At 66.5% G+C, this 20,991-nt stretch carries 22 protein-coding genes and 1 pseudogene; 10 read left to right on the forward strand and 13 right to left on the reverse strand.

Going from position 1 to position 20,991, the window contains the following annotated elements:
- Position 1 precedes the first annotated feature (1 nt).
- The 3 genes from ABZX86_RS13730 to ABZX86_RS13740 are packed head-to-tail and all read right to left on the reverse strand — an operon-like array spanning position 2 to position 2,712.
- Positions 2 to 409, reverse strand: coding sequence for a MarR family winged helix-turn-helix transcriptional regulator (locus ABZX86_RS13730; RefSeq protein ID WP_355123309.1), 408 nt, complete (start codon positions 407 to 409; stop codon positions 2 to 4).
- 15 nt (positions 410 to 424) lie between these two features.
- Positions 425 to 1,822 (reverse strand): MFS transporter, encoded by a 1,398-nt coding sequence (locus tag ABZX86_RS13735; protein ID WP_355123311.1) that lies wholly within the window; start codon positions 1,820 to 1,822, stop codon positions 425 to 427.
- Positions 1,823 to 1,866: 44 nt separating this feature from the next.
- On the reverse strand, positions 1,867 to 2,712 hold the full coding sequence (locus tag ABZX86_RS13740; protein ID WP_355123313.1) for an NAD(P)H-binding protein: 846 nt from the start codon (positions 2,710 to 2,712) through the stop codon (positions 1,867 to 1,869).
- A 111-nt stretch (positions 2,713 to 2,823) separates the two neighbouring features.
- Here ABZX86_RS13740 and ABZX86_RS13745 point away from each other — a divergent pair, with 111 nt between their 5' ends.
- Positions 2,824 to 3,312 carry a MarR family winged helix-turn-helix transcriptional regulator gene (locus ABZX86_RS13745; protein ID WP_355123317.1) on the forward strand — a complete coding sequence of 163 codons (489 nt, stop codon included), beginning with the start codon at positions 2,824 to 2,826 and terminating at the stop codon, positions 3,310 to 3,312.
- A 155-nt stretch (positions 3,313 to 3,467) separates the two neighbouring features.
- Here the strand turns inward: ABZX86_RS13745 and ABZX86_RS13750 are convergent, their stop codons facing one another.
- The gene (locus ABZX86_RS13750) at positions 3,468 to 5,579 is read right to left on the reverse strand and encodes a RecQ family ATP-dependent DNA helicase (RefSeq protein WP_355123319.1); all 2,112 of its coding nucleotides are present in this window, start codon (positions 5,577 to 5,579) and stop codon (positions 3,468 to 3,470) included.
- Positions 5,580 to 5,840: 261 nt separating this feature from the next.
- A complete protein-coding gene (locus ABZX86_RS13755; RefSeq protein ID WP_355123321.1) occupies positions 5,841 to 6,443 on the reverse strand; it encodes a TetR/AcrR family transcriptional regulator in 603 nt (200 codons plus the stop codon).
- 70 nt (positions 6,444 to 6,513) lie between these two features.
- Here ABZX86_RS13755 and ABZX86_RS13760 point away from each other — a divergent pair, with 70 nt between their 5' ends.
- Complete coding sequence (locus ABZX86_RS13760) at positions 6,514 to 7,260, forward strand: MBL fold metallo-hydrolase (protein WP_355123323.1); 747 nt, start codon at positions 6,514 to 6,516, stop codon at positions 7,258 to 7,260.
- 138 nt (positions 7,261 to 7,398) lie between these two features.
- Positions 7,399 to 7,881, forward strand: coding sequence for a hypothetical protein (locus ABZX86_RS13765; protein ID WP_355123325.1), 483 nt, complete (start codon positions 7,399 to 7,401; stop codon positions 7,879 to 7,881).
- A gap of 53 nt (positions 7,882 to 7,934) precedes the next feature.
- Here the strand turns inward: ABZX86_RS13765 and ABZX86_RS13770 are convergent.
- From ABZX86_RS13770 to ABZX86_RS13780, 3 genes and pseudogenes are all read right to left on the reverse strand, one after another.
- Positions 7,935 to 8,204, reverse strand: a pseudogene (locus ABZX86_RS13770) (RtcB family protein); the annotation flags it as partial.
- A gap of 42 nt (positions 8,205 to 8,246) precedes the next feature.
- Positions 8,247 to 9,098, reverse strand: coding sequence for a hypothetical protein (locus ABZX86_RS13775; RefSeq protein WP_355123327.1), 852 nt, complete (start codon positions 9,096 to 9,098; stop codon positions 8,247 to 8,249).
- A 106-nt stretch (positions 9,099 to 9,204) separates the two neighbouring features.
- A complete protein-coding gene (locus ABZX86_RS13780) occupies positions 9,205 to 9,759 on the reverse strand; it encodes a helix-turn-helix domain-containing protein (RefSeq protein ID WP_355123329.1) in 555 nt (184 codons plus the stop codon).
- An 84-nt stretch (positions 9,760 to 9,843) separates the two neighbouring features.
- On the opposite strand from ABZX86_RS13780, the gene ABZX86_RS13785 reads away from it, so the two are divergent.
- From ABZX86_RS13785 to ABZX86_RS13795, 3 genes are all read left to right on the forward strand, one after another.
- Positions 9,844 to 10,272 carry a nuclear transport factor 2 family protein gene (locus ABZX86_RS13785; RefSeq protein WP_355123331.1) on the forward strand — a complete coding sequence of 143 codons (429 nt, stop codon included), beginning with the start codon at positions 9,844 to 9,846 and terminating at the stop codon, positions 10,270 to 10,272.
- A 97-nt stretch (positions 10,273 to 10,369) separates the two neighbouring features.
- Positions 10,370 to 10,834, forward strand: a complete 465-nt coding sequence (locus ABZX86_RS13790) for a MarR family transcriptional regulator (RefSeq protein ID WP_355123833.1) — start codon at positions 10,370 to 10,372, stop codon at positions 10,832 to 10,834.
- Positions 10,834 to 11,202: a DUF5313 family protein gene (locus ABZX86_RS13795; RefSeq protein ID WP_355123333.1), complete on the forward strand. Its 369-nt coding sequence runs from the start codon at positions 10,834 to 10,836 to the stop codon at positions 11,200 to 11,202. Before ABZX86_RS13790 ends, ABZX86_RS13795 begins: the two co-directional genes overlap by 1 nt.
- 6 nt (positions 11,203 to 11,208) lie before the next feature.
- Here the strand turns inward: ABZX86_RS13795 and ABZX86_RS13800 are convergent, their stop codons facing one another.
- From ABZX86_RS13800 to ABZX86_RS13815, 4 genes are all read right to left on the reverse strand, one after another.
- The gene (locus ABZX86_RS13800; protein WP_355123335.1) at positions 11,209 to 11,625 is read right to left on the reverse strand and encodes a DUF4189 domain-containing protein; all 417 of its coding nucleotides are present in this window, start codon (positions 11,623 to 11,625) and stop codon (positions 11,209 to 11,211) included.
- 92 nt (positions 11,626 to 11,717) lie between these two features.
- The gene (locus ABZX86_RS13805) at positions 11,718 to 12,671 is read right to left on the reverse strand and encodes an alpha/beta hydrolase (RefSeq protein WP_355123337.1); all 954 of its coding nucleotides are present in this window, start codon (positions 12,669 to 12,671) and stop codon (positions 11,718 to 11,720) included.
- A gap of 116 nt (positions 12,672 to 12,787) precedes the next feature.
- A complete protein-coding gene (locus ABZX86_RS13810) occupies positions 12,788 to 13,540 on the reverse strand; it encodes a glucose 1-dehydrogenase (protein WP_355123339.1) in 753 nt (250 codons plus the stop codon).
- Positions 13,541 to 13,580: 40 nt separating this feature from the next.
- Positions 13,581 to 14,732, reverse strand: coding sequence for an LLM class flavin-dependent oxidoreductase (locus ABZX86_RS13815; protein ID WP_355123341.1), 1,152 nt, complete (start codon positions 14,730 to 14,732; stop codon positions 13,581 to 13,583).
- A 169-nt stretch (positions 14,733 to 14,901) separates the two neighbouring features.
- Between ABZX86_RS13815 and ABZX86_RS13820 the strand changes: the two genes are divergently transcribed.
- Genes ABZX86_RS13820 through ABZX86_RS13835 form a run of 4 tightly spaced genes read left to right on the forward strand, consistent with a single transcriptional unit; the run spans position 14,902 to position 19,020 of the window.
- Positions 14,902 to 15,657, forward strand: coding sequence for a glucose 1-dehydrogenase (locus tag ABZX86_RS13820; RefSeq protein WP_355123343.1), 756 nt, complete (start codon positions 14,902 to 14,904; stop codon positions 15,655 to 15,657).
- Between the two features lie 13 nt (positions 15,658 to 15,670).
- Positions 15,671 to 17,419: a 3-oxosteroid 1-dehydrogenase gene (kstD, locus tag ABZX86_RS13825; protein WP_355123345.1), complete on the forward strand. Its 1,749-nt coding sequence runs from the start codon at positions 15,671 to 15,673 to the stop codon at positions 17,417 to 17,419.
- 9 nt (positions 17,420 to 17,428) lie between these two features.
- A complete protein-coding gene (locus ABZX86_RS13830; protein ID WP_355123347.1) occupies positions 17,429 to 18,160 on the forward strand; it encodes a glucose 1-dehydrogenase in 732 nt (243 codons plus the stop codon).
- Between the two features lie 44 nt (positions 18,161 to 18,204).
- On the forward strand, positions 18,205 to 19,020 hold the full coding sequence (locus ABZX86_RS13835; protein WP_355123349.1) for an SDR family NAD(P)-dependent oxidoreductase: 816 nt from the start codon (positions 18,205 to 18,207) through the stop codon (positions 19,018 to 19,020).
- Between the two features lie 107 nt (positions 19,021 to 19,127).
- Here the strand turns inward: ABZX86_RS13835 and ABZX86_RS13840 are convergent, their stop codons facing one another.
- Complete coding sequence (locus tag ABZX86_RS13840; RefSeq protein WP_355123351.1) at positions 19,128 to 20,744, reverse strand: FadD3 family acyl-CoA ligase; 1,617 nt, start codon at positions 20,742 to 20,744, stop codon at positions 19,128 to 19,130.
- Positions 20,745 to 20,991 lie beyond the last annotated feature (247 nt).

Genomic DNA, 20,991 nt, shown 5'->3' on the forward strand with positions numbered 1-20,991 from the left:
ACTATGCGCGCGATTCGAGGTTCTGGGTCATGCGTTCTAGGACCGAGACGGCGGTGCGGTATTCGTCATCGGTGATGCCGGTCAGGGAGACCTCGCGGAAGGTGTTCACCTGTGCGGCGATCTTGACGAGGCGATCGCGGCCTTCGTCGGTGAGGGCGAGGTGATCGGGCGAGGGGCGTTGCGCCCAGCCGTCGGCGAGCACGAGGGCGATGGCGGTGCTGCGATCCGCCTCGGGCGCATTGGCGAACAGCACCGAGTGGACCTCGGTATCGGGCACCTCGCCGCCGTCGCCGACGACATTGAGAACCTGCCAGGCGAGCCGGGTGAGACCGAACTCGCCGAGGGTGTTCTGCATGTAGTGGGTGATGGCGTGGTCGGTGCGATTGAGCCAGTAACCGATGGGCTTCATGAGAGTCATTCTCCTTCAGTGGGTTTCGATGGGGGCGTGTTGCGGCAGGAGCCGGAGCAGACCGCAGCAGACCAGGGTGAGGGCGGCGACGACGGCGAGACTGGTGGCGGCTCCGCCCGCGGTGTGGAAGTAGACGGTGGTGACGGCGGCGGCGCCGAGGCTGTTGGCCAACTGCTGCACCGCGGTGAGCGAGCCGCTGGCACTGCCGGATTCGGCCGGATCGATATCGCCGAGGGTGACCCGGTAGATGGTGCCGAAGCAGGTGCCGAGCCCGAGGCCGGTGAGGAAGACGGGGGCGATGAGCAGCCAGGTCGAGAGATCCGTGCCGGAGAGTTGGACGAGGGCGAACAGCGTCAGGACGCCGGTCAGGGTGAGCAGCAGCCCGGCCAGCACAAGGGTGCGCCCGAAGCGGTGGAGCAGCCGGTAGGTCGCGATGGAGGCGGCAATGATGCCGACCGACAGCGGGACCAGGGCGATCGCGGTCTGCAGCGGGGTGCGGTGCAGATCGTTCTGCAGGTACAGGGCGAGCACGAAGAGCAGCCCGGAGGTGGCGGCGAAGTACACCAGGCCGAGCAGTAGGCCGGAGGTGAAACCGCGATTGCGCAGCAGGGAGGGTTCGAGCAGCGGATCGGCGGCATGCCGCTGGCGCAGGCAGAACAGCGCGAAGAAGAGGAGACCCGCGATGAGGGCGAGGATCGGCCGGGCGGTCCAGCCATTGGCCGAGCCGTCGATCAGGCCGTAGAGGACGCCGAGCATGGCCGCGCCGAGCAGGGCCGAACCGAGTCCGTCGATGGTGACGGCGCGGTCACCAGGATCGCGGGGCAGCAGCCGGACGGCGAGTGCGGTGGCGAGTCCGCCGAGCACGATATTGATCAGGAAGATGGCGCGCCAGCCGAGGCCGAAAAGGTTTGCGTCGATGAGGAATCCGGCGAGGGTGGGACCGCTGACGGCGGAGAGGCCGAGCACGGGGGCGAAGACCCCGAACGCCTTGCCGAGCTGATCGCGGGGGAAGACCGCGCCGAGAATGCCGAACCCCTGCGGGATGAGCAGCGCACCGAAAGCGCCCTGTATCAACCGGAATGTGATGAGTGCCGCGGGATCTGCGGCGAGGCCGCAGGCGAGCGAGGCGAGGGTGAAGCCGGTAATCCCGACCAGGAACAGCCGGCGGCGGCCGTACTTGTCGCCGAGGCGGCCACCGACCACCAGCAGCACCCCCATAGCGAGAGCGTAAGCGGCGCCGAGCCATTGGATGAGTGCCTCCCCGCCGCCGAGATCGGCGGCAATGGTCGGGGCGGCGAGAGTGGTGATGGTCGAGTCGAGCAGATCGAGAATAGCGGCGAACAGGACAATCGCGAGGATGGCCCAGCGGGCGCGGGCGGTGCGGTGTGCTTCGGAGACCAGCGGCGAGGACATGAGATGCCTTGGGGGAGAAGGGCCTCGCCGGGACGAGGCCGTGTTCAGGAATGTGTGAAAACGGGGGCGTTTTCCTGCGCCCACTGGTGGAAGGTGCGGGCGGGCTTGCCGAGCAGGGTCTCGGTGGTGTCGGCGATGGTCTCCGGACGCGCGGTGGCGGCGGCCCAGTTGGTCAGCAGCGATTCGGCGATACCGGCGGGCATGTAGGCCGACATCTGTTGCAGCGCTTCGTCATGCGTGATGGTGGTGACCGGGATATCGCGGCCGATGGCGTCAGCGAGGAGGGCGATCTGGGTGCGGAAGGTCAGTGTCTGACCGCCGGTGAGGGTAAAGGTGCGACCGCGCAGTGCGGTGGCGCCGGTGAGGGCGGCGACGGCGATATCGGCGATATCGGCGGTGTGGATGGGCGCGATGCCCGCCTCCGGGTAGGGGTGTTCGATCGGCTGGTCATTGCCGATGGATCGGGCCCAGCCGAAGGAATTGCTGGCGAAGGCGCCGGGCCGGAGCACGGTGGCGGTGATACCCGAAGCGGTGAGCGCGTTTTCGACGGCGAAGTGCTGTGCGCCGATCGGATGTGTTGCGGCGTCGGGGGATTCGACCGAGGAGGAGGACAGCAGCACGATGTGCTCGACGCCGGCGGCGCGGGCCGCGGTGAGGAAGGAATCTACACCGGCGTGGGCGGCGTAGAGGAAGACCTGGTCGACACCGGTGAGGGCGGCATCGAAGGTTTCGGGGGCGTCGAAGCGCAGCGCGACGGCCTCGACTCCGGCGGGAACGGTGAGAGCGGCCGGGTCGCTGCTGGCGGCGCGGACCGGCTGTCCGGCGGTGTGCAGTGCGGTGAGGACGGCGTGGCCGATCTTGCCGCGAGCGCCGGTGATGAGCGTGGTCATGGGGTTCTCCAGGGGATCGATGTTCTGTGCTGTTGTACATATGCATGTTGTCATGCACACGTTTGAGAGTCAACACATGTATTCGTTCTTTCATGGATATACGATGTGCATATGACTGTGAAGGACTCGCGCACCGCCGATGAGCTGCTCGATGCTGTCGGTCCGGCATTCGGGAAGCTGCGCCGGACCGCGCTGCTGGAGGTCGAAAACCCCATCTCGGCAAAGGATTTGAGCCGAACGCTGGTGCTCAATCTGATTCGGGAGCACAACCGGGAACCGGGCTCCGAGGTCACCGTCGGCAGGGTCGCCGAACTACTCGGCACCGACCCCTCGGTGGCAAGTCGCATGGTCAGCGACATCATCAAGGCCGGTTACCTGGTGCGCGCCGCCTCCCAGCTGGACGGCCGCCGCACCGTGCTCGAGCTCAGCCCCCAGGGCGAGGAGCTGATGACCCGCTTCCGCAAACATCAGCGCGACGCCTTCGACTACATCACCGCCGACTGGTCCGACAGCGACCGCCTCGACTTCGCCCGCCTCATGCTCCAGTACGTGGATTCACTGGATGCACTCAAAACTCGAGGACTAGCCAAAGACGCCTGAAGGGCAATCCGGCCTCGTCATCCCGGCATGCGTTTTGCCGGGATCCCCGGCGCGGCCCAGCATCGACGCCGTGTGGAACCCGGCCAAACGCGCCGGGATGACGGGTGTCCGCTGGGAAGGTGAGTATCGGCGGGGAGTCGTGCGACGGGGACGACCTAGGAGGGGGTGGCCAGGGCGAAGGGGAGGATGGCGTCGGCACCGGCGGCGCGGAGGGCGCGGGCGGCCATGGTGAAGGTCCAGCCGGTGTCGGTGAGGGCGTCGACCAGGAGGATGGGGCCCTGGACGTCGGTGAGATCCGGTGTCTCCCAGGCATTGTTGAGCGCTGCCACGCGGTGGGCCGAGTTGACGGCGGAGATCGGGGGCAGGTCGGGGCGCAGGTGCAGGATGCCGAGGTCGCGCAGGCGGCCGATTTCGGCGAGGCGGGCGGCCAGCGAGGTGGTCAGCAGGCGGCGGCCGGGGGAGTCCAGGGCGATGACGGCGGTCGGCCGCTCGTTCCAATCCCATTCGCGCAGCACGGTGGTGCAGGCCTTGAAGACCTCATCGGGCACCGGGGCATCGGGTGCGTCGAGCAGGGCGCGCAGGCGCTGACCCCAGCCGAGGTCGCTGAGGCGGCCGAGTACCCGGCCGACCTCGGGGGCGTCGGAGATCTTGCCGGACAGGGAGATTCCGAGTTTCGCCATACCGGTGGGCCACTGCTTGCGCGGCGCGAGGTCGATGCCGGGGCGGTCCAGCCGGGCCCGGATGGCGGCCAGATCAGTGGCGTCCACAGCGGTGTTCTGGCGGTCGCCGGTGCAATTGTCGCAGCGGCCGCAGCCGGGGGCGCCCGGCAGCAGATCCGGATCGTCGAGCTGACCGCGCAGGAAGTTCATCCGGCATTCGGTGGTCGACTGGTAGTCGATCATGGCCTGTTGCTCGGCTTCCCGGGCAATGGTCAGGCGTTCGTAGCGTTCGGTGTCGTACTCCCAGGGCTGGCCGGTATTGAGCCAGCCGCCGCGCACCCGCTGCACCGCGCCGTCCACATCGAGCACCTTGAGCACCATTTCCAGGCGTGAGCGATTGAGCTCCACCAGCGGCTCCAGCGCGGCCGTCGAGAGGGCGCGGTCGGTGCCCAGCGCCGCCAGCACCGAGCGCACGATGTGCTCGCGCGGGAAGGCCACCGAGGCGAAGTAACTCCAGATCTGGCGATCCTCCGGCCCGGGCAGCAGCACCACCTCGGCGCGGTCGGTGCCACGGCCGGCACGGCCGACCTGCTGGTAGTACGAGATGGGCGAGGACGGCGCACCCACGTGCACCACAAAGCCGAGATCGGGTTTGTCGAAGCCCATGCCCAGCGCCGAGGTGGCGATGAGCGCCTTGACCTCATTGGCCAGCAGTGCGGTTTCCAGAGCCTCGCGCTCGGACGGATCGGTCTGCCCGGTGTAGGCGGCGACATGGTGCCCATGCGAATTGAGCACATCGGCGAGATCGTGCGCGGCGGCGACGGTGAGCGCGTAAACGATGCCGGAGCCCGGCAATTCGTGCAGCCGCCTGCTGAGCCAGGCGGTGCGCTCCACCGCATCGGGAATGCGCACCACCGACAGGTGCAGCGATTCGCGATCCAGCCCGCCGCGCAGAACCAAAGTGTCGGTGCCGATCTGGGTCGCCACATCGGTGACGACGCGATCATTGGCGGTGGCCGTGGTGGCGAGCACCGGCACATCCGAGCCGAGATCGGCGATGAGCGTGCGGATTCGGCGATAGTCGGGCCGGAAGTCATGGCCCCAGTCCGAGACGCAGTGCGCCTCGTCGATCACGACGAGCCCGGCATCGGCGGCCAGCTTGGGCAGCACCGCATCGCGGAAGTCGGGATTGTTCAAACGCTCCGGACTGACCAGCAGTACATCGACCTCGCCCGCGGCCACCTGCGCATGGATATCGTCCCATTCGGTGACGTTGCCCGAATTGATCGTTGCCGCAACAACTCCGGCTCTTTCGGCCGCGACAACCTGGTTGCGCATGAGCGCCAGCAGCGGTGAGACGATGACCGTCGGCCCGCGCCCCGCCGCCCGCAGCAGCTTGGCCGAGATGAAGTACACCGCCGATTTACCCCAGCCGGTGCGCTGCACTACCAGTGCCCGCCGCCGCTGCACCACCAGCGCCTCGATGGCAATCCACTGATCCTCCCGCAGCCGCGCCTGCGGCCCGGCCAGCTCGCGCAGCAGCCGTTCGGCGTCCTCCCGCAGGTCGGTGGAGAGGGTGCTGGTCGGGGTCGCGCCGGTCGAGGTCACGCGCTCCATCGTGCCTCACCGCACCGACACCACGAAGCTCCCATCGAACCTCGCACCCCGCCGCGCCGTCGACCGCCCGCGAGCCGCAGGACACGCGCGGCGCCTCAGCGGCCGCTCACCGCTGGATTCGGCCACGGGAGGGGCCGCTCGGCTGCGCCGTGGCCGTGTGCCACCACGAACGCACCGCCGTTCTTCACCGCGTCGGGTACCGACGGATGTCAATGTTCCCGAGTGACGGTTACCGACGTTCCCGAGTGACGGTTACCGTGCCGCCGCGAGGTGCGCGTTCACCATGGTGTCGACCAACGTGTCCAGGGCCGGCCAGGGGAAGCTCGGACGGTCCTGCCGCAGCGTGATCAGCCCGTGCATCCCGGCCCACAGGCAGGTCGCGGTGGCGGTGGGATCCGCGCTACCGCAGGCAGCGGCCGCGTCGACGAGCAATTGCAGGGTTGGCAACCCTGGCAGCTGTCCCGCGCTGGGCTCCCACCCCGGTGTGCCGGCGGTGCCGAAGAGCACGCGATAGTGGCCGGGATGCCGCGTGCCGTACTCGACGTAGGCTCGGCACACTGCCGAAAGTCGTTCACCGGCAGCGTTTTCGGGCGCGGAGTCGCGCGCGAACTCCAGTGTGGCGCGTAGTTCGTTGAATCGCACCCGATACACCGCCGTGAGGAGTTCGCGCCGATCGGTGAAATGCAGGTACACGCTCTGCGGCGCAATCCCGGCCGCCCGAGCGACCGCCCGCAGCGAGAGCGCCTCCTGGCCGTCCAGATCTTCGAGCAACGTACTGGCGGCAGCCACCAGCTCATCCCGCAGCCGCGCGCCTTCACCACGGCGATTACGGCTGCGAACAGGTTTGTCGGACACCTTGACAGCATAGCAAGACAGCCGTCTACTTACAGACGTAAGCAGACGGCTGTCTTGTTAGGAAAATCCCATGCTCACAGTCACCCGCGTTGTCCACGCCAGCGTCCTGCTCGATTTCGGCGGAGCCCGCATCCTCACCGATCCCTGGCTCTCCGAACGCCGCTTCTACTACCAGGGCGAGCCGCGCAGTATCGCCACCGCCGCCGACCTGCCCGAACTCGCGGGCATTGTGATCAGCCACGGTCACTACGACCACTGCGATCTCGACGCCCTTATCGAATATCCGGACAAGACAGTGCCTTTCGCGGTGGTCCCGGGGCTCGCGGGAAAGGTCCGGGCGGCGGGTTTCGCCAATGTGGTCGAGCTCGCGCCATGGCAGTCGGCCCGTCTCGGTCCGATCGAGGTGACCGCCGCGCCGGCCAGTCACGGCATCCCTGAGGTGACCTTCGTCCTGCGCGCCGACGGTCATACGGTCTATTTCGGCGCCGATACCCTTCGAATCCCCGAGCTCGACGAGATCGCCCGTCGTTTCCCGGAGGTGGATCTGGCCCTGCTGCCGATCAATGGTCTGCGGATTCGGCCGCTGCTCAATCATCAGGTGGTCATGGATGCCGTCGAGGCCGCGGATCTGACACGGGCGCTGCGCCCGCGCCTGGCTGTGCCCATCCACTACGCGTTCACCAGTGGACCGCTGGGTGACCGGCTGATGACCAAGTCGGACAGGAATCGGCCCGATCTCTTCCGTGCTGCCGCAGCGGATCTCGCGCCCGACACCACTGTGCACATTCTGGACACAGGCCGGTTACTGGCGGTATAGAAAGGCCGCTTTGGTGGGCGAAATCTGCTGGTTGTCCGCCTTGGATTGCGGTGCGGTCAAGATCGCGCAGAAACCCCGGCCGCAGCGGACAATGGGGTACCGGAAGCCGCTCGGCCTCCGGTGAGCAGGGAGACGGTGATGCCGGAGAAGTTTCCGTCGCCCGCGGGGTGGACTCCGCCGGGGGCGCAGTTTCGAAGTAGTGGAAACGTTTCGCGGACCGTGGTCGGGTCGGTGATCTGCCTGGTGGCAACGCCTATCGGAATTGCGTTCTCCGCCAACGGCGCGGCCGATACCAGACAGTGGGTGATTCTCGGGGACTTCTCGGATCGGCTGGGCTCGACCCTGCAGATCCTCCTGGGTGCGGCTCTGTTCCTGCTGGTGGCGGCGCTGGCCGCCTATTCACCCGTGGGAACCATTGTGGCGGGCCTGGTTTGGGGTGTGCTGCCCGGACTCATTCACATGATCTTCCCGAACGACACCTTCCGATTGATCGGCGAAATCCCATTGGTTTCAGACGATATGCACGTGGCACTGTTCCAGTGGCTGCAGACAGGCTTCCCGCTCGTCGTCGGCATCCTCTTGATCGGCGCCGGCGTGGCGGCCACACTGCGTCGGCGCTGACACTCACACAATATTGGACCGTCGCACCCAAAGTGGGTGCGACGGTCCAATATTCACCCTTTCACGCACAGCACCTGCCGCAGCGTGGCAACCACATCCACCAGATCACTCTGCGCCGCAATAACCTGATCGATGTCCTTGTAGGCCGCTGGAATCTCATCGACCACCCCCGCATCCTTCCGCGACTCCACCCCCTCGGTCTGCGCAATGAGATCCGCCACCGTGAACTGCCGCTTGGCCGCATTCCGGCTCATCCGCCGCCCCGCCCCATGCGAAGCGGACTGGAACGAGGCCGGATTCCCCTTCCCCCGAACCACATACGACCACGCATGCGTCCATTCGGATGAGCGTCCCGAAGCGAAGTCTTAGGTCCTTGCGTCTCTAGGCTGCCACTCACCGCGGGTGCGCCACTTGGCGGTATGTGCTGGGTGGTTTCGGCCAATTCCTGGATCCCGCAGTCTCCACCGACGCATTGACACGCTCTGGACTGTACGGCCGAGCAGTTCTGCGGCCTTCTCGACCGAGTTGCTCGACACCACCGCGTCTTCGTCTGCTGTCCAGGCCTGGCGGGCGTGGCCATATCGAGAGCTAGGCGGCTTCCACTGGGCGATCTCGAGCGCAGCATTGTATTTGCGTTGGATCGCCAATGAGCCCGGCGGGTAGCACCAACCGGCTAACAAGGCTGCTGCACAGCTCATCACCATGATGTTGAAAACCCCGTCCCGACTATTGGGGCGTGCAGTGCGTCTGACGCCGCATACGTCGGCTACTTCGGCACAGAAGTGCTGGGCGATGAACGGACTCGCGGTGACGATCCCTACGAACGGATACCCCCGCGCAGTGAACCCGACAGATCCGTCTCCGTCGATGATCCCGCGTAGGTAATCAGGGCGTGAGAAGGCCTCGGTCGGTGGCTGAATGCTGTCGGACTTCTTGCCAACCGGTACGCCGAACCGCTCGAACTCGGTGCGTACTTCCTGACTGCAAATGTTTAGGCATTGGCTGGTGTACGCCTTTTTGAAATTTGTGTCTCGGGTGCGGGTCTTGATGTTTGAGTGATAAGGGATGAGGCGCTGAAGTTTTGGCAGAATGTCGGCGTCCCGCTCCGATATCTCAAGGGATAGCCGGCCCTTTCCCGCTGTGCTGCCGTAGTGTGAGCCATCGGATTGGAAGAGGCCGACCATGTAGGAGACCTCGGGAGATGTGAGATCAAACATGGTGGAAGCCTAGCGATATCGAACGTACGTGCGAATGTAAGCGCGAAAAGTCGTCCGGTTCATGCCCTTTCGTCCGGGTGTCATGGTGCAAACCGCCGTGTTCAATTCAGCGCAGGCGGAGTCCGTCGGTGATAACGGCGAAGGCGCGTTCCTGGAGGCCGGAGTTCGCGTTGTCGATGTGGACGGCGACGAAGAATCCCTTGAGGATTGTCATGAGGTCTTCGAGGCCGATATCGGTGCGGACGGCGCCGGCCTGCTGGGCGCGCGAGAGCAATTCGCCGATGACGGTTTGCAGTTCGCGGGCCAGGCCTTCGTAGGCGTTCGCTCGCTGGGGGCCGAGCGCGTCGACGAGATCGCGCTTGACCCCACCGCCCGCGACCATGTGCTGCAGGAAGTCGAAGAATGCGTCCCCGGCGTCGTCGGCGGTCAAGGCCTCGCGGGCGCGGCCGGTCATCCGCTCGACGCGGTCCACCATGGCGGCCTCGAAAAGTGCTTCCTTGGTGGGGAAGTGGCGGTACACGGTGCCCGCGCCGACGCCGGCGCGCCGGGCTATCTCGTCGAGGGGTACCGAAATGCCTTCGGCGGCAAAGGCTTCCTGGGCCGCGGCCAGTACCCGCTCGCGATTGCGGCGGGCATCGGCGCGTAGCGGGCGATCCGGCACACCTGGCAGCCTACCCGCCCATTGACAAGCGGGGCGTACGCCCCGAATATTAAGCGGGTTATACGTTCCGTTTCAGGAGGCATGATGTCCACTTCCGTAGAAACCCCTCGTGAGCTGGTGGAACGGCTCTTCGAAGTGCTGCCCGACCGCGATGCCGAAGCGTTTGCCGCACTGTTCGCCCCGGATGCCGTCTTCGAGATTCCGTTTGTGATTCCCGGCTTTCCGAACCGGTTCGAGGGCCGCGAGGAGATTCGTGCGCACCTGGAGCGCTGGTGGTCGCCGCAGCGGCTCTCGGGTGTGGTGGTGCACGGCGTCCACCCGACCATCTATGAGACGTCCGATCCCGAATTGTTCTGGGTGGAAAACGATGTCGAGCTGACCAGGCCGGGCGCCGAGCGCGCCCGGGTGCGCACGTCGGTCAATGTCGTCGGCGTGCGCGCCGGGCAGGTGGTGCTGTTCCGCGACTACATGGATACGAATCGCGTCGCCGGGATGATCCAGCTCATGCAGTGAGTGTGACGGGACAGACTCCGCGGATCGCGTGCCAACAGTTAGTGCATTAACTATTATTGCCCTAACGATAGCGATCGAGGAGGGCTGAGCTGTGGAGCTGGATATCGAGGATCCGCTGCGGTTGGACCGGCAGGTGTGTTTTGCGCTCGCGGTGGCCAATCGCTCGGTACTGGCCGTCTATCGGCCGCTGCTGGAACCCATGGGGCTGACGCATCCGCAGTATCTGGTGATGCTGGCCCTGTGGGGTGAGGCGCCCATGTCGGTCAAGGACATCGGCGAGGCCATCCAGCTCGATTCGCCGACACTGTCACCGCTGCTCAAGCGGCTCGAGGCCGCCGGGCTCATCACGCGGCGCCGGGATACCCACGATGAGCGCAATCTTGTTGTCGATCTGACCGCCGCGGGCCGGGAGCTGCGCAATGACGCGGAGCGGATTCCGCCCGCGGTGGTCGAGCGGCTCGGTGTCAGCCTGGCCGATCTGGAAGACCTGCGCGATGTGCTCAACCGCGTGAACACCGCGGCCCGCCGTGCGTCGGCCGACACAGCGAAGGGAGTCCGGTGATGAAGCGTCCCAATCCGATTCAGTGGGTCGGCTACTCCATGGGCGCCCGGCTTCCGGATTCGCTGCAGGAGTGGGTCCGCAACGACCTGACCGGAAAGTTCGCCGTACCAAGGCATCTGGTGCGCGGACTGTTCCCGCTCACCCCGATCTTCGCCGCGTTCCTGCTCTTTCCCGGTGAACTGTGGCTGCGCGGCGCGATGGTCCTGCTGGCCGTCCTGCTGGCGGGCTTCTACATCATCGCCTACATGCCCATGAACAGGGTGCATCGACTGGGAAAGCACGGTCTCCCAGCGGATTTGGAGAATCCCGTCCGGGCCGGCCGCCGGGCGGCCGAGCGCGCCGCCTACGAGGCGCGCTACGGACGCTGAGCGCGACTACTGAATGTTCGGGGTGCAGGCCGAGGCGACAATGTGTGCCGCCTGCGGGCTGGCGCTGCCGAGGTCCGGGAACGGCGGGTTGCTCTGGCCGAGTCCGGTGATCGCGGCCTGCTCGGCCTCATCGCGGGAACCGGCTGCGGCCCAGCCGAAAGTGCCGTCCGCGCCCTGGGCGACCGCACCGCAGCCGTCGGTGAAGCGCAGTACGAGATTGCAGTCGTAGCTGGCGCAGTCGCGAATGGCGTCGGCATCGGCCGACACCTTGCTCCGATCGGTCGAGACGACGGCGGCATTGCGGATCTTGGAGACGGCGATGGTGCCGTAGTACTGCGCGGCGGCCTCGGCATTTCCGGCGGCAGCCAGGGCGCAGGCAGCGGTCACGGCGGCGGTCAGGGCGGTGGTGCGTACAACCGACAAGAGAATTCCCGATGTTTCAAACAAATGACGGACGTCCGCGATGCTAGCCGCGCCTCGGCCGCCCGGCCAGGAATTCGCCGATCGAGATGTGGTCAGCGAGTGGGGATCCGGGTCAGGGCCCGGCGCAGTGCGGCGAAGGCGGCGGCATTGGCGCGCTGGGTTTCCGGCAGGTGCCAGGCCATGGACATGAAGCCGTGGATGGTGCCGCCCCAGCGCTGGATCTCGGTGTCCACCCCGGCCTCGCGCAGCAGCCGGCCGTAGACCTCGCCCTCGTCGCGCAGCGGATCGAATTCCGCGGTGGCGATGTAGGCGGGCGGGAGGCCGGTGAGATCCGCGCCCAGCGGAGTGGCGTATGGGTCGTCCGCATCGGCGGCGGTTTTCAGGTATTGCTCCCAGTACCAGCGCATTTGGGGTGCGGTGGTGAAGTAGCCGTCGGCGTTCTCGGTATAGGAGACGCTGTCGCAGGCCGGGTCCAGCATGGGGTACAGGAGCAGCTGGAAGGCGATGTCCGGACCGCCGTTGTCCCGGGCCTGCAGGGCGGCGACGGTGGCGAGATTTCCGCCCGCGCTGTCACCGGCCACCGCGACGCGGGCCGGATCGCCGCCGAGGGATTCGGCATTGTCGGCGACCCAGCGCAGCACGGCGTAGGCATCGTGCGCGGCAGCGGGGAACCGGGCCTCGGGGGCGCGCCGGTAGTCCACCGAAATCACCATCACCCCAGCCTCATTCGCCATGGTGCGGCAGAACCGATCGTGGCTGTCCAGGCTGCAGAGCACAAATCCACCGCCGTGATAGAAGACCACCACGCCCGGTGTCTTCTCGGCATCCAGCGGCCGGTAGAGCCGCACGGGGATCTCGGGGGCATCGACGGGTCCGGGAATGAGCCACTCTTCCACTCCGGCAACGGGAATGGGTTCGACCACCGGTGCGGGGCGGGCGGCGAGGAAGGCGCGCGCTTCGGCGGCGTCGGTCACCTCGGTGCCGAGGGCGGGGAAGGCGGCGGCGGCCGCGTCGACGAAGACCTGCCATTCGGGTGACAGTGGCATCGCGGACTCCTCAGGTGGACAGGTGATTTCGACTGGAATGGCGCGCCGCCCGCCTCGCAGGTGCGGGCGGCGCACCGACCCGTGCGGAACGTCCGAGAACAGCTCCGCACGGATGCCTACATGCCGCGCGGAATGAACTTGCCCGCGGCGAGCCCGCCGTCGATGGCCACCTCGGCGCCGGTGATGTACCCGGCGGCATCGGAGGCGAGGAAGGCGACCAGTTCGGCGACCTCCTCGGGCAGGCCGGAGCGCTCCAGCGGCAGGTTCGGGAAGCTGCCCGGACCGGTGGTCAGATAGGGGACCATCGGGGTGGCGATGGGGCCGGGGTACACCGAATTGACGCGGATCTGCGACAGCCCCAGCTCCAGCGCGGCGACCTTGCTCAGCCCGCGCAGACCCCACTTGGAGGAGCCGTAGGCGGCGTGGTTCATCAGGCCTTCGAGCCCGGACTGCGAGGAGATATTGACGATGGAGCCGCCGCCCGCCTCGATCATGGCCGGGACGACGGCCTTGATGCCGTTGAACGCGCCGATGAGGTTCACCTTCAGAATGCGTTCCAGCTCATCGGAACCGGTCTCCATGAGCGGCTTCATGGTGTAGATGCCGGCATTGTTGACCAGGACGTCCAGCTTGCCGAAGGCCGACACCGCCGTGCTGACCGCGGCAGCCCAGCTGTCGGTATCGGTGACGTCGTGACGCACGAACAGGGCTGCGCCGCCGAGCGATTCGGCGAGCTCCTTGCCCTCGGTCTCCAGCAGATCGCTGATGATCACCTTCGCGCCGCGCTCGACGAACAGGCGTGCCTCGGCAGCGCCCTGACCGCGGGCGGCACCGGTGATCAGTGCGACTTTGCCGTTCAGATCGACCATTTCGGATTCCTTCTACTCGTTTCGACAGTGCTGGTTCGCATTACGGCTGTTTCGTCTGACGACTGGGCGTATTACGGAAGTGGGGGATGACCTTCTCGCCCCACTGGCGGATGGTCTCCATGCATGCCTCCTGCGGCACCGTGCCCATCTGGATGAGGCACAGGATTTCGTCGGCGCCCGCGGCCTGCAGGCGCTCCACATAGGCGATGGCGTCCTCGGCATTGCCGTACGCGTGCTCGGTATTGAAGATGGCGGTGGACCCGGACTTCACCGGAATCTTGGCCTCGTGCAGGTAGGCGACGTGCTCCTCGGCGGCTTCACGGATTCTGGCGACCTCGTCGACGGCCGGATCCACGGCCTCGTCGGGTACCGGCCCCGCACCGTAGTAGTGCTTGATGGCCTGCGCGAAGAACCGCTGCCCGCGCGCCCCGATCTGCCGGGCCTGCTCGCGATCATCGAGCACGATGGTCGGGCACAGTGCCGCGAAATGATCGTTGACCACGGTCGAGACGAATCGTTCGCCGGTCCGGGCCGTAATGGCGGCGTCGTAGATGCGCCGCAGTTCCGCGATCTCCTCGACCCCGGCGAATCCGAGCACCAGTGCTCCGATGCCGTATTCGGCGGCCAGCTTCAGCGTGTCCTTCCTGGTGCACGCCATGAACAGCGGCGGATGCGGGCGCTGCACCGGACGCGGCAGCAGATGATGCGGATCGATATCCAAAAGCTCACCGTGATAGGAGAATTCGCCCTCGGGATCCTGCCATGCGCGCGCGATCAGGCGCAGCGATTCCTCGACCTCCTGATAGGTGCGGGCGGGATCGACGCCGCACATGGAGGTCTCGACGGCGGTGGCCCCGCGCCCCGCGCCCAGATTCACCCGCCCGCCCGACAGCACATCGAGCATGGCGGCGCGTTCGGCGGCGCGCACCGGATGATTGAAGTTGAACGGCATGCAGACCACGCCGTGCCCGATGCGAATCCGCTCGGTCCGCGCGGCCACCCAGGTCAGGAAGATCTCGGGTGCGCTCATATGCGCGTACCACTTGAGCCCGTGGTGCTCGACCGCCCAGACGGTGTCGAAGCCCATCCGATCCGCGAGCACGGCCTGCTCCACCGAGTCGCGCAGCACCTGGGCCTCGTGCTCGGCGGTGGGATTCGCCATCTGTGCTTCGAAGATCATCGAGAACTTCATCCGGGGCTCCCTACCAGCGGCAGGCTCGTCCGGCCGCTATGCCTAACCGGAATACTTCAGGACCCATAGCCTCAGGTCATTCGGTTGTCTCAGTGGCCGGGACCACACCGTGCCGCCGTGCATCCCCGGTCTTAGCGTCGGTTCAAACGCTGAGGAAGGACGGGAACCGGTGGGACAGCTGGACGGGAAGGTCGCCCTGATCACGGGTGGTGCGCGGGGTATGGGTGCGGAGCATGTGCGCCGGTTCGTCGCCGAGGGCGCCCGCGTGGTGTTCGGCGATTTGCTCGATGACGAGGGCAAGGCCCTGGCGGCCGAGCTCGGCGCCGCCGTCCACTATGTGCATCACGATGTCACCGATGAAAGTGACTGGCAGGCAGCGGTTTCCGCGGCCGTGGCCCAGTTCGGCCGCCTGGATGTACTGGTCAACAATGCCGGCATCCTGCGGTTCAAGAAGCTGCTGGAGATGAGCCTGGATGAGTGGAACCTCATGCAGAACATCAATGTGACCGGCTCGTTCCTCGGTATCAAGACCGCCGCGCCCGCCATGATCGACTCCGGGGGCGGCGCCATCGTCAATGTCTCCTCGGTCGAGGGCTTTGTCGGCGCGGCCGGGCTCTCCGCCTACAGCGCGAGCAAATTCGCACTGCGCGGGCTCACCAAATCCGCCGCCCGGGAGCTGGGGCACTCGGGAATCCGGGTCAACTCCATTCACCCCGGCGGTATTGCCACACCCATGACCGCGTCCGTCGCGGGTGCGACCGGGCTGGACGGCAATAGTTTCTTCTCCGATCTGCCCATTCCGCGCTGGGGACAGCCCGTGGAGGTGTCCGAAGTGGCGCTCTTCCTGGCTTCCGACGCCTCGAGCTACTGCACCGGCGGCGAATTCGTCGTCGACGGCGGCATGCTCACCAGCTGCGGCTACTAAGGACTGATACTCAATGGAATTCGAATTCGACGTTGTTGTCGTGGGTTCCGGCGCCGCCGGTATGACCGCCGCGCTGACCGCTGCCTACCGGGGCCTGTCGGTGACCCTGATCGAGAAGAGCCGGCTCTTCGGCGGCTCCACCGCGCGCTCCGGCGGCGGTGTGTGGGTGCCCAATAATCCGGTGCTGCAGGCGGCGGGCGTGCCCGACAGCCCCACCATGGCCCGCACCTACCTGAAAGCCGTTGTCGGCGATCGGGTTCCGGAGGCCAAGCAGAACGCCTTCCTGGACAACGGCCCGGAGATGTTCTCCTACATCGGCGCTCGCTCCAAGTACTGGGAGTTCGTCTACGACCGCGGCTATTCCGACTACCACCCGGAGTTCCCGGGCGGTCTGGCGCAGGGTCGCAGCATCGAGCCCGCAGTCATCGACGGACGGCTGCTGGGCGGCGATCTGCACAAGATCAACCAGCCGACCATGTCCGCACCCAAGGGAATTGCGATCACGGTCAGCGATTTCCACGACCTGAATATGATCGCCCGCACCTGGAACGGCAAGAAGACCGCCATGAAGGTCGGTGCCCGCACGGCGCTGGCCCTGGCCAAGGGCGCGCTGCCGCTGAGCCTCGGCAAAGCCCTCGCGGCCCGGCTGTGGCTGTCGCTGCGTGATGCGGGTGTGCCGGTATGGCTGAATACGCCGCTGACCGAACTGATTACGGAGAACGGTGTCGTGGTCGGCGTGCGCGCCGAGCACGAGGGCCGCCCGGTGGTCATCAAGGCCAAGCGCGGTGTGGTGCTGGCCGCGGGCGGGTTCGAGCACAACCTGGAAATGCGCAAGAAGTACATTGCCGGCCCGCAGTCCACCGAATGGACCGTCGGCGCCATCGAGAATGTCGGCGAAGGCATTGTGGCGGGCCAGAACATCGGCGCGGCAGTCGATCTCATGGATGACGCCTGGTGGGGTCCGTCGGTGCGCAGCCCCGAGGGCCGTCCGCCGTTCTTCTGCCTGGCCGAGCGTTCGCAGCCCGGCGCGATCATGGTGAACAACAATGGTGAGCGCTTCGTCAACGAGTCCGCGCCGTATGTGAATGTCGTGCACAAGATGTACGAGGACGAGGCGGCGGGCACCGGCAGCATTCCGGCGCACTTCATCTTCGATCAGAACTTCCGCGACCGGTACCTGTTCCTGGGCAATTTCCCCAAACGCCCACTGCCGCAGGCATATTTCGACAAGGGCATTATCAAGCAGGCCGATACGCTCGAAGAGCTGGCCGCCAAGCTCGGCGTTCCGGCCGACAAGCTGACCGCGACCGTGCAGCGCTTCAACGGTTTTGCGGCGAACGGCCGCGATGAGGACTATCTGCGCGGCGACTCGGCCTACGACCGCTACTACGGCGATCCGACGGTGAAGCCGAATCCGACCCTGGCTCCGCTGGAGCGCGGGCCGTTCTACGGCGTCGAGATGGTCCCCGGCGATCTCGGCACCAAGGGCGGCCTGGTCACCGACGAGCACTCACGCGTGCTCGACGAGAGCGGCGCGGTGATCGCGGGTCTGTATGCGGCGGGCAATAATTCGGCCGCCGTCATGGGCAACGACTACGCCGGTGCGGGCGCGACCATCGGTCCCGCCATGGTGTTCGGCTATATCGCTGCCAACCATCTGGCCGATCAGGAGGCCGTCGAATCGGCTCCGGTCGCCGAGGCCGCCCCGGCCAAGCGCAATGCCCGGCGTGCTCCGGCACCGAGCGCCACCGCGCAGAACTAGGAGGGTGTCATGGGACGCGTAGCGACCAAGAACGTCATCGTCACCGGTGGCGCCCGGGGGATGGGCGCGGCCTTCGCGCGCAAGCTTGTGGCCGAGGGCGCGACGGTGGTCATCACCGATGTGCTCACCGCCGAGGGTGCCGCGCTTGCGGCCGAACTCGGCGACTCCGCCCTGTTCCTGCCGCTCGACGTCACCGATGAGGCGGCCTGGAATGACGTTGTCGCACAGGCCGAAGTGACATTCGGACCGGTCTCCGGTCTGGTCAACAACGCCGGCATCGTGCACGTGGATCCGATCGAGAAGCTCTCGGAGGCGGATTACCGCAAGGTGATCGACGTCAACCAGGTCGGCGTATTCCTGGGCATGAAGGCGGTCATCGGCTCCATGCGCAAAGCCGGCGTCGGGTCGATCGTGAATATCTCCTCGACCGGCGGGCTGATCGGCTACTCGAACATTCTCGGGTACGTGGCGTCCAAGTGGGCGGTGCGCGGTATGTCCAAGACCGCCGCGCAGGAGTTCGCCGCCGACAATGTGCGTGTCAACTCCGTGCACCCGGGCATCATCGCCACCGAGATGGTAGCGACTTCCGCACGCTCCCAGTCGATTGCGGCCAATCAGCCCATTGCCCGGCCGGGCACGCCCGAGGAGCTGGCCAACCTGGTGCTGTTCCTCCTCTCGGACGAATCCTCCTACAGCACCGGCTCGGAATTCATTGCCGACGGTGGCTTCACCACCCAATAGCAGTGCCACCTCTGTAATAAAGCTGCGAGACAAGGAAATTGGCAATGAAGGACTTCCACGGCAAAGTCGCCGTCATTACCGGCGCCGGTGCCGGCATCGGCCGGGCCCTCGCCCTCGAACTGGCCCGCGGTGGTGCGCAGCTGGCGCTGTCGGGCCGCAATCTCGAGAGTGTGGCCGAGACCGCGGCACTGTGCGAGAAGCACGGTGCGAAGGCCCGCGCCTACAAGCTGGACGTCACCGACCGGGCTGCGGTCTACGCGCACGCCGATGAGGTGGTCGCCGACTTCGGCAAGGTCAATATCGTGGTCAACAATGCCGGAGTCTCGTTGACCGCCAATATCGAAGACGTCTCGTGGGAAGACTTCGAGTGGATTTTCAATATCAACTTCTGGGGCACCGCCAATGGCACCAAGGCGTTCCTGCCGCATGTCATCGCCTCCGGTGACGGGCATATCGCCAATGTCTCCAGCATGTTCGGCCTGGTGGCCTGCCCGAGCCAGAGCGGTTACAGCGCGTCGAAGTACGCCATGCACGCCTTCACCGACGCCCTGCGCCAGGAAATGATCATCGCGGGCCACCACGTCGGCGTCTCCAGTGTGCATCCGGGCATGATCAAGACCGAGATCGCTTGGAAGGCAAGGGCTTCCGCCAATCGTGACCGCGACGCCCTGGCCGCCAACTTCGACGGCCTGGCCAAGACCTCGCCCGAACAGTGCGCCCAGATCATCGCCAACGGCATGAAGAAGAACAAACCCCTCATCCTGATCGGCACCGACGCCAAGGCCATGAACTGGATGCGCCGCCTCCTCGGCGCCGCCTACATGAAGCCCCTCACCGCGCAGATGCGCAAAGAGATCTAGCTCCGGCCGCCGCCGCGATCAGCGGCCGGAGCTGCACCCGGTAGCCCTGCACACCCCTAGGTGCGGGGCTACCGGCGTTCCGCCGCGTTCGCGCGGATGGTGCGCGGTCAGGCCGGGTTGCGGAGTTGGCCCTTGATCACCTTGCCGCCGGCGTTTCGGGGGAGGTGGTCGGTGAGGACCACCTCTCGGGGGACTTTGTAGCCGGCGAGGCGGGTGCGGGACCATTCGATGACGGCGGCTGGGTCGAGGGTGTGGTCGGTGGTGACGACTACGGCGCGGCCTACCTCGCCGAGGCGGGGGTCGGGGATGCCGACTACCGCTACTTCACGAATGTCCGGGTGTTGCAGGAGGACTCGTTCGATTTCGGCGGGGTAGGCATTGAAGCCGCCGACGATGAACATGTCTTTCAGGCGGTCGGTGATGCGGAGGTAGCCGTCGTCGCCGAGGGTTCCGATATCGCCGGTGTGCAGGTAGCCGTCGGTGTCGATGACGGCGGCGGTGGCTTCCGGATCATCGAGGTAGCCGAGCATGACATTGGGGCCCCGGACGATGATTTCGCCCGGCTCGCCGGGTATCACATCGGTGCGGTCCCGGTCGACGATGCGAATCTCGGTGTCGGGCAGCGGTTTTCCGACCGTTTCCGCGAGTAGTTCGGCGGGGGCGTCGGGTGGGCACACCGTGACCACGCCCACCGATTCGGTGAGACCGTAGGCCGTGAAGACGTAGGGCACGCCGAGGTCGGAGCGAATGCGCTCCACCAGTTCTGCGGGAATGACCGCGCCGCCGGTGCCCGCGAGCCGGAGCGAACCGAGGATGTGGTCGCGGTGGTCGGCGGCCAGCAGATCCGTGAACAGGGTTGGCGGACCGGCCAATACGGTGACGCGTTCACTCTCGATCAGGCGCAGCGCCCGCTCGGCCTCGAAGCGTTCGACCGGAACCATGGTGGCCGTGCGCAACAGGCAGGCGATGATGCCCGCCTTGTATCCGAAGGTGTGCGAGAACGGATTCACCAGCAGATATCGATCGCGCGGCCGCAGCGTCACCGCATCCGACCAGCGGCTGAACACCTCCAGGGTCTGCCGGTGCGTGGCGAGCACACCCTTCGGCTCGCCCGTCGTGCCGGAGGTGAAGAGTATGTCGGACAACGATTCCGGATCGACGCTCGCCGCACACTCCCGCGCGGTCGCCGGGGGCACCACCGTCCCCGGCGCGAGAAAGCCTGCCCAGGAACTGATATCCCAGCCGGGCGCGGCCTCCCCGACCGAATCATCGAGCAGGATCAGGTGTTCCAGATTCGAGAGCGCCGGGCCGGAATCGGCCAGCATCGACGGATAGTCGTATCCGAGGAACTCCTGCACCGTGCAGACCGCCTTGGCCCGGCTGCGCCGCAGAATCTCGGCGGTCTCCGGTCCGCGCAGCCGAGTGCTGATCGGCACCAGGGTGGCCCCCGCGCCGAGCATGCCCAGCGCGGTCACGATCCAGCGATCGCTATTGGGCGCCCACATGCCGACCCGATCGCCGACCTCGATGCCCGAGGCAATGGCGGCGCGCGTCACCGCCCCGACCTGCTCCGCCAGCTCGGCGTAGGTCACCCGCCCGCCCGGACCGGCGATCGCCACCGCATCCGGATAGCGCCGCGCTCGATCGGCCACCAGGGCCGGAACGGTCGAAACCGGGACGGACGCAGCACCGCCGCCGATGGATGCCGCATACCGCCGATCCATGCCGCCCATCCTGCCGCAAACCCCCGTCCCGGATGCCCGTTTCACCCGTGCCATCCCGCTGACCGGGCGTGCCGTGTTGAATTTGCCCTCCGCTTCGCTCCGGTCGGGTTCGCGGCCCTGCTAGCTCGGTCTTCCCTCCTCCGCTCCTCCGCTTCGCTCCCCTGCTCCGTCAGTCCAGACCGAGCCGGGCCGTGAACTTGGGGTGGATGCCTATTCGGAATATGTCTAGTGGGCAATCCGCAGCTCT

The sequence above is a fragment of the Nocardia sp. NPDC006630 genome (assembly GCF_040611495.1).
In the GTDB taxonomy this organism is placed as follows: Bacteria; Actinomycetota; Actinomycetes; order Mycobacteriales; family Mycobacteriaceae; genus Nocardia.

Excerpts from the sequence above, each read along its gene's own strand:
- ABZX86_RS13795 (WP_355123333.1), top strand. The coding sequence starts at position 10,834 with ATGAAGCGTCCCAATCCGATTCAGTGGGTCGGCTACTCCATGGGCGCC.
- ABZX86_RS13805 (WP_355123337.1), bottom strand. The coding sequence starts at position 12,671 with ATGCCACTGTCACCCGAATGGCAGGTCTTCGTCGACGCGGCCGCCGCC.
- ABZX86_RS13735 (WP_355123311.1), bottom strand. The coding sequence starts at position 1,822 with ATGTCCTCGCCGCTGGTCTCCGAAGCACACCGCACCGCCCGCGCCCGC.
- kstD (WP_355123345.1), top strand. The coding sequence starts at position 15,671 with ATGGAATTCGAATTCGACGTTGTTGTCGTGGGTTCCGGCGCCGCCGGT.
- ABZX86_RS13740 (WP_355123313.1), bottom strand. The coding sequence starts at position 2,712 with ATGACCACGCTCATCACCGGCGCTCGCGGCAAGATCGGCCACGCCGTC.
- ABZX86_RS13815 (WP_355123341.1), bottom strand. The coding sequence starts at position 14,732 with ATGAAGTTCTCGATGATCTTCGAAGCACAGATGGCGAATCCCACCGCC.
- ABZX86_RS13765 (WP_355123325.1), top strand. The coding sequence starts at position 7,399 with ATGCCGGAGAAGTTTCCGTCGCCCGCGGGGTGGACTCCGCCGGGGGCG.
- ABZX86_RS13760 (WP_355123323.1), top strand. The coding sequence starts at position 6,514 with ATGCTCACAGTCACCCGCGTTGTCCACGCCAGCGTCCTGCTCGATTTC.
- ABZX86_RS13785 (WP_355123331.1), top strand. The coding sequence starts at position 9,844 with ATGTCCACTTCCGTAGAAACCCCTCGTGAGCTGGTGGAACGGCTCTTC.
- ABZX86_RS13745 (WP_355123317.1), top strand. The coding sequence starts at position 2,824 with ATGACTGTGAAGGACTCGCGCACCGCCGATGAGCTGCTCGATGCTGTC.
- ABZX86_RS13810 (WP_355123339.1), bottom strand. The coding sequence starts at position 13,540 with ATGGTCGATCTGAACGGCAAAGTCGCACTGATCACCGGTGCCGCCCGC.
- ABZX86_RS13830 (WP_355123347.1), top strand. The coding sequence starts at position 17,429 with ATGGGACGCGTAGCGACCAAGAACGTCATCGTCACCGGTGGCGCCCGG.
- ABZX86_RS13840 (WP_355123351.1), bottom strand. The coding sequence starts at position 20,744 with ATGGATCGGCGGTATGCGGCATCCATCGGCGGCGGTGCTGCGTCCGTC.
- ABZX86_RS13775 (WP_355123327.1), bottom strand. The coding sequence starts at position 9,098 with ATGTTTGATCTCACATCTCCCGAGGTCTCCTACATGGTCGGCCTCTTC.
- ABZX86_RS13730 (WP_355123309.1), bottom strand. The coding sequence starts at position 409 with ATGAAGCCCATCGGTTACTGGCTCAATCGCACCGACCACGCCATCACC.
- ABZX86_RS13835 (WP_355123349.1), top strand. The coding sequence starts at position 18,205 with ATGAAGGACTTCCACGGCAAAGTCGCCGTCATTACCGGCGCCGGTGCC.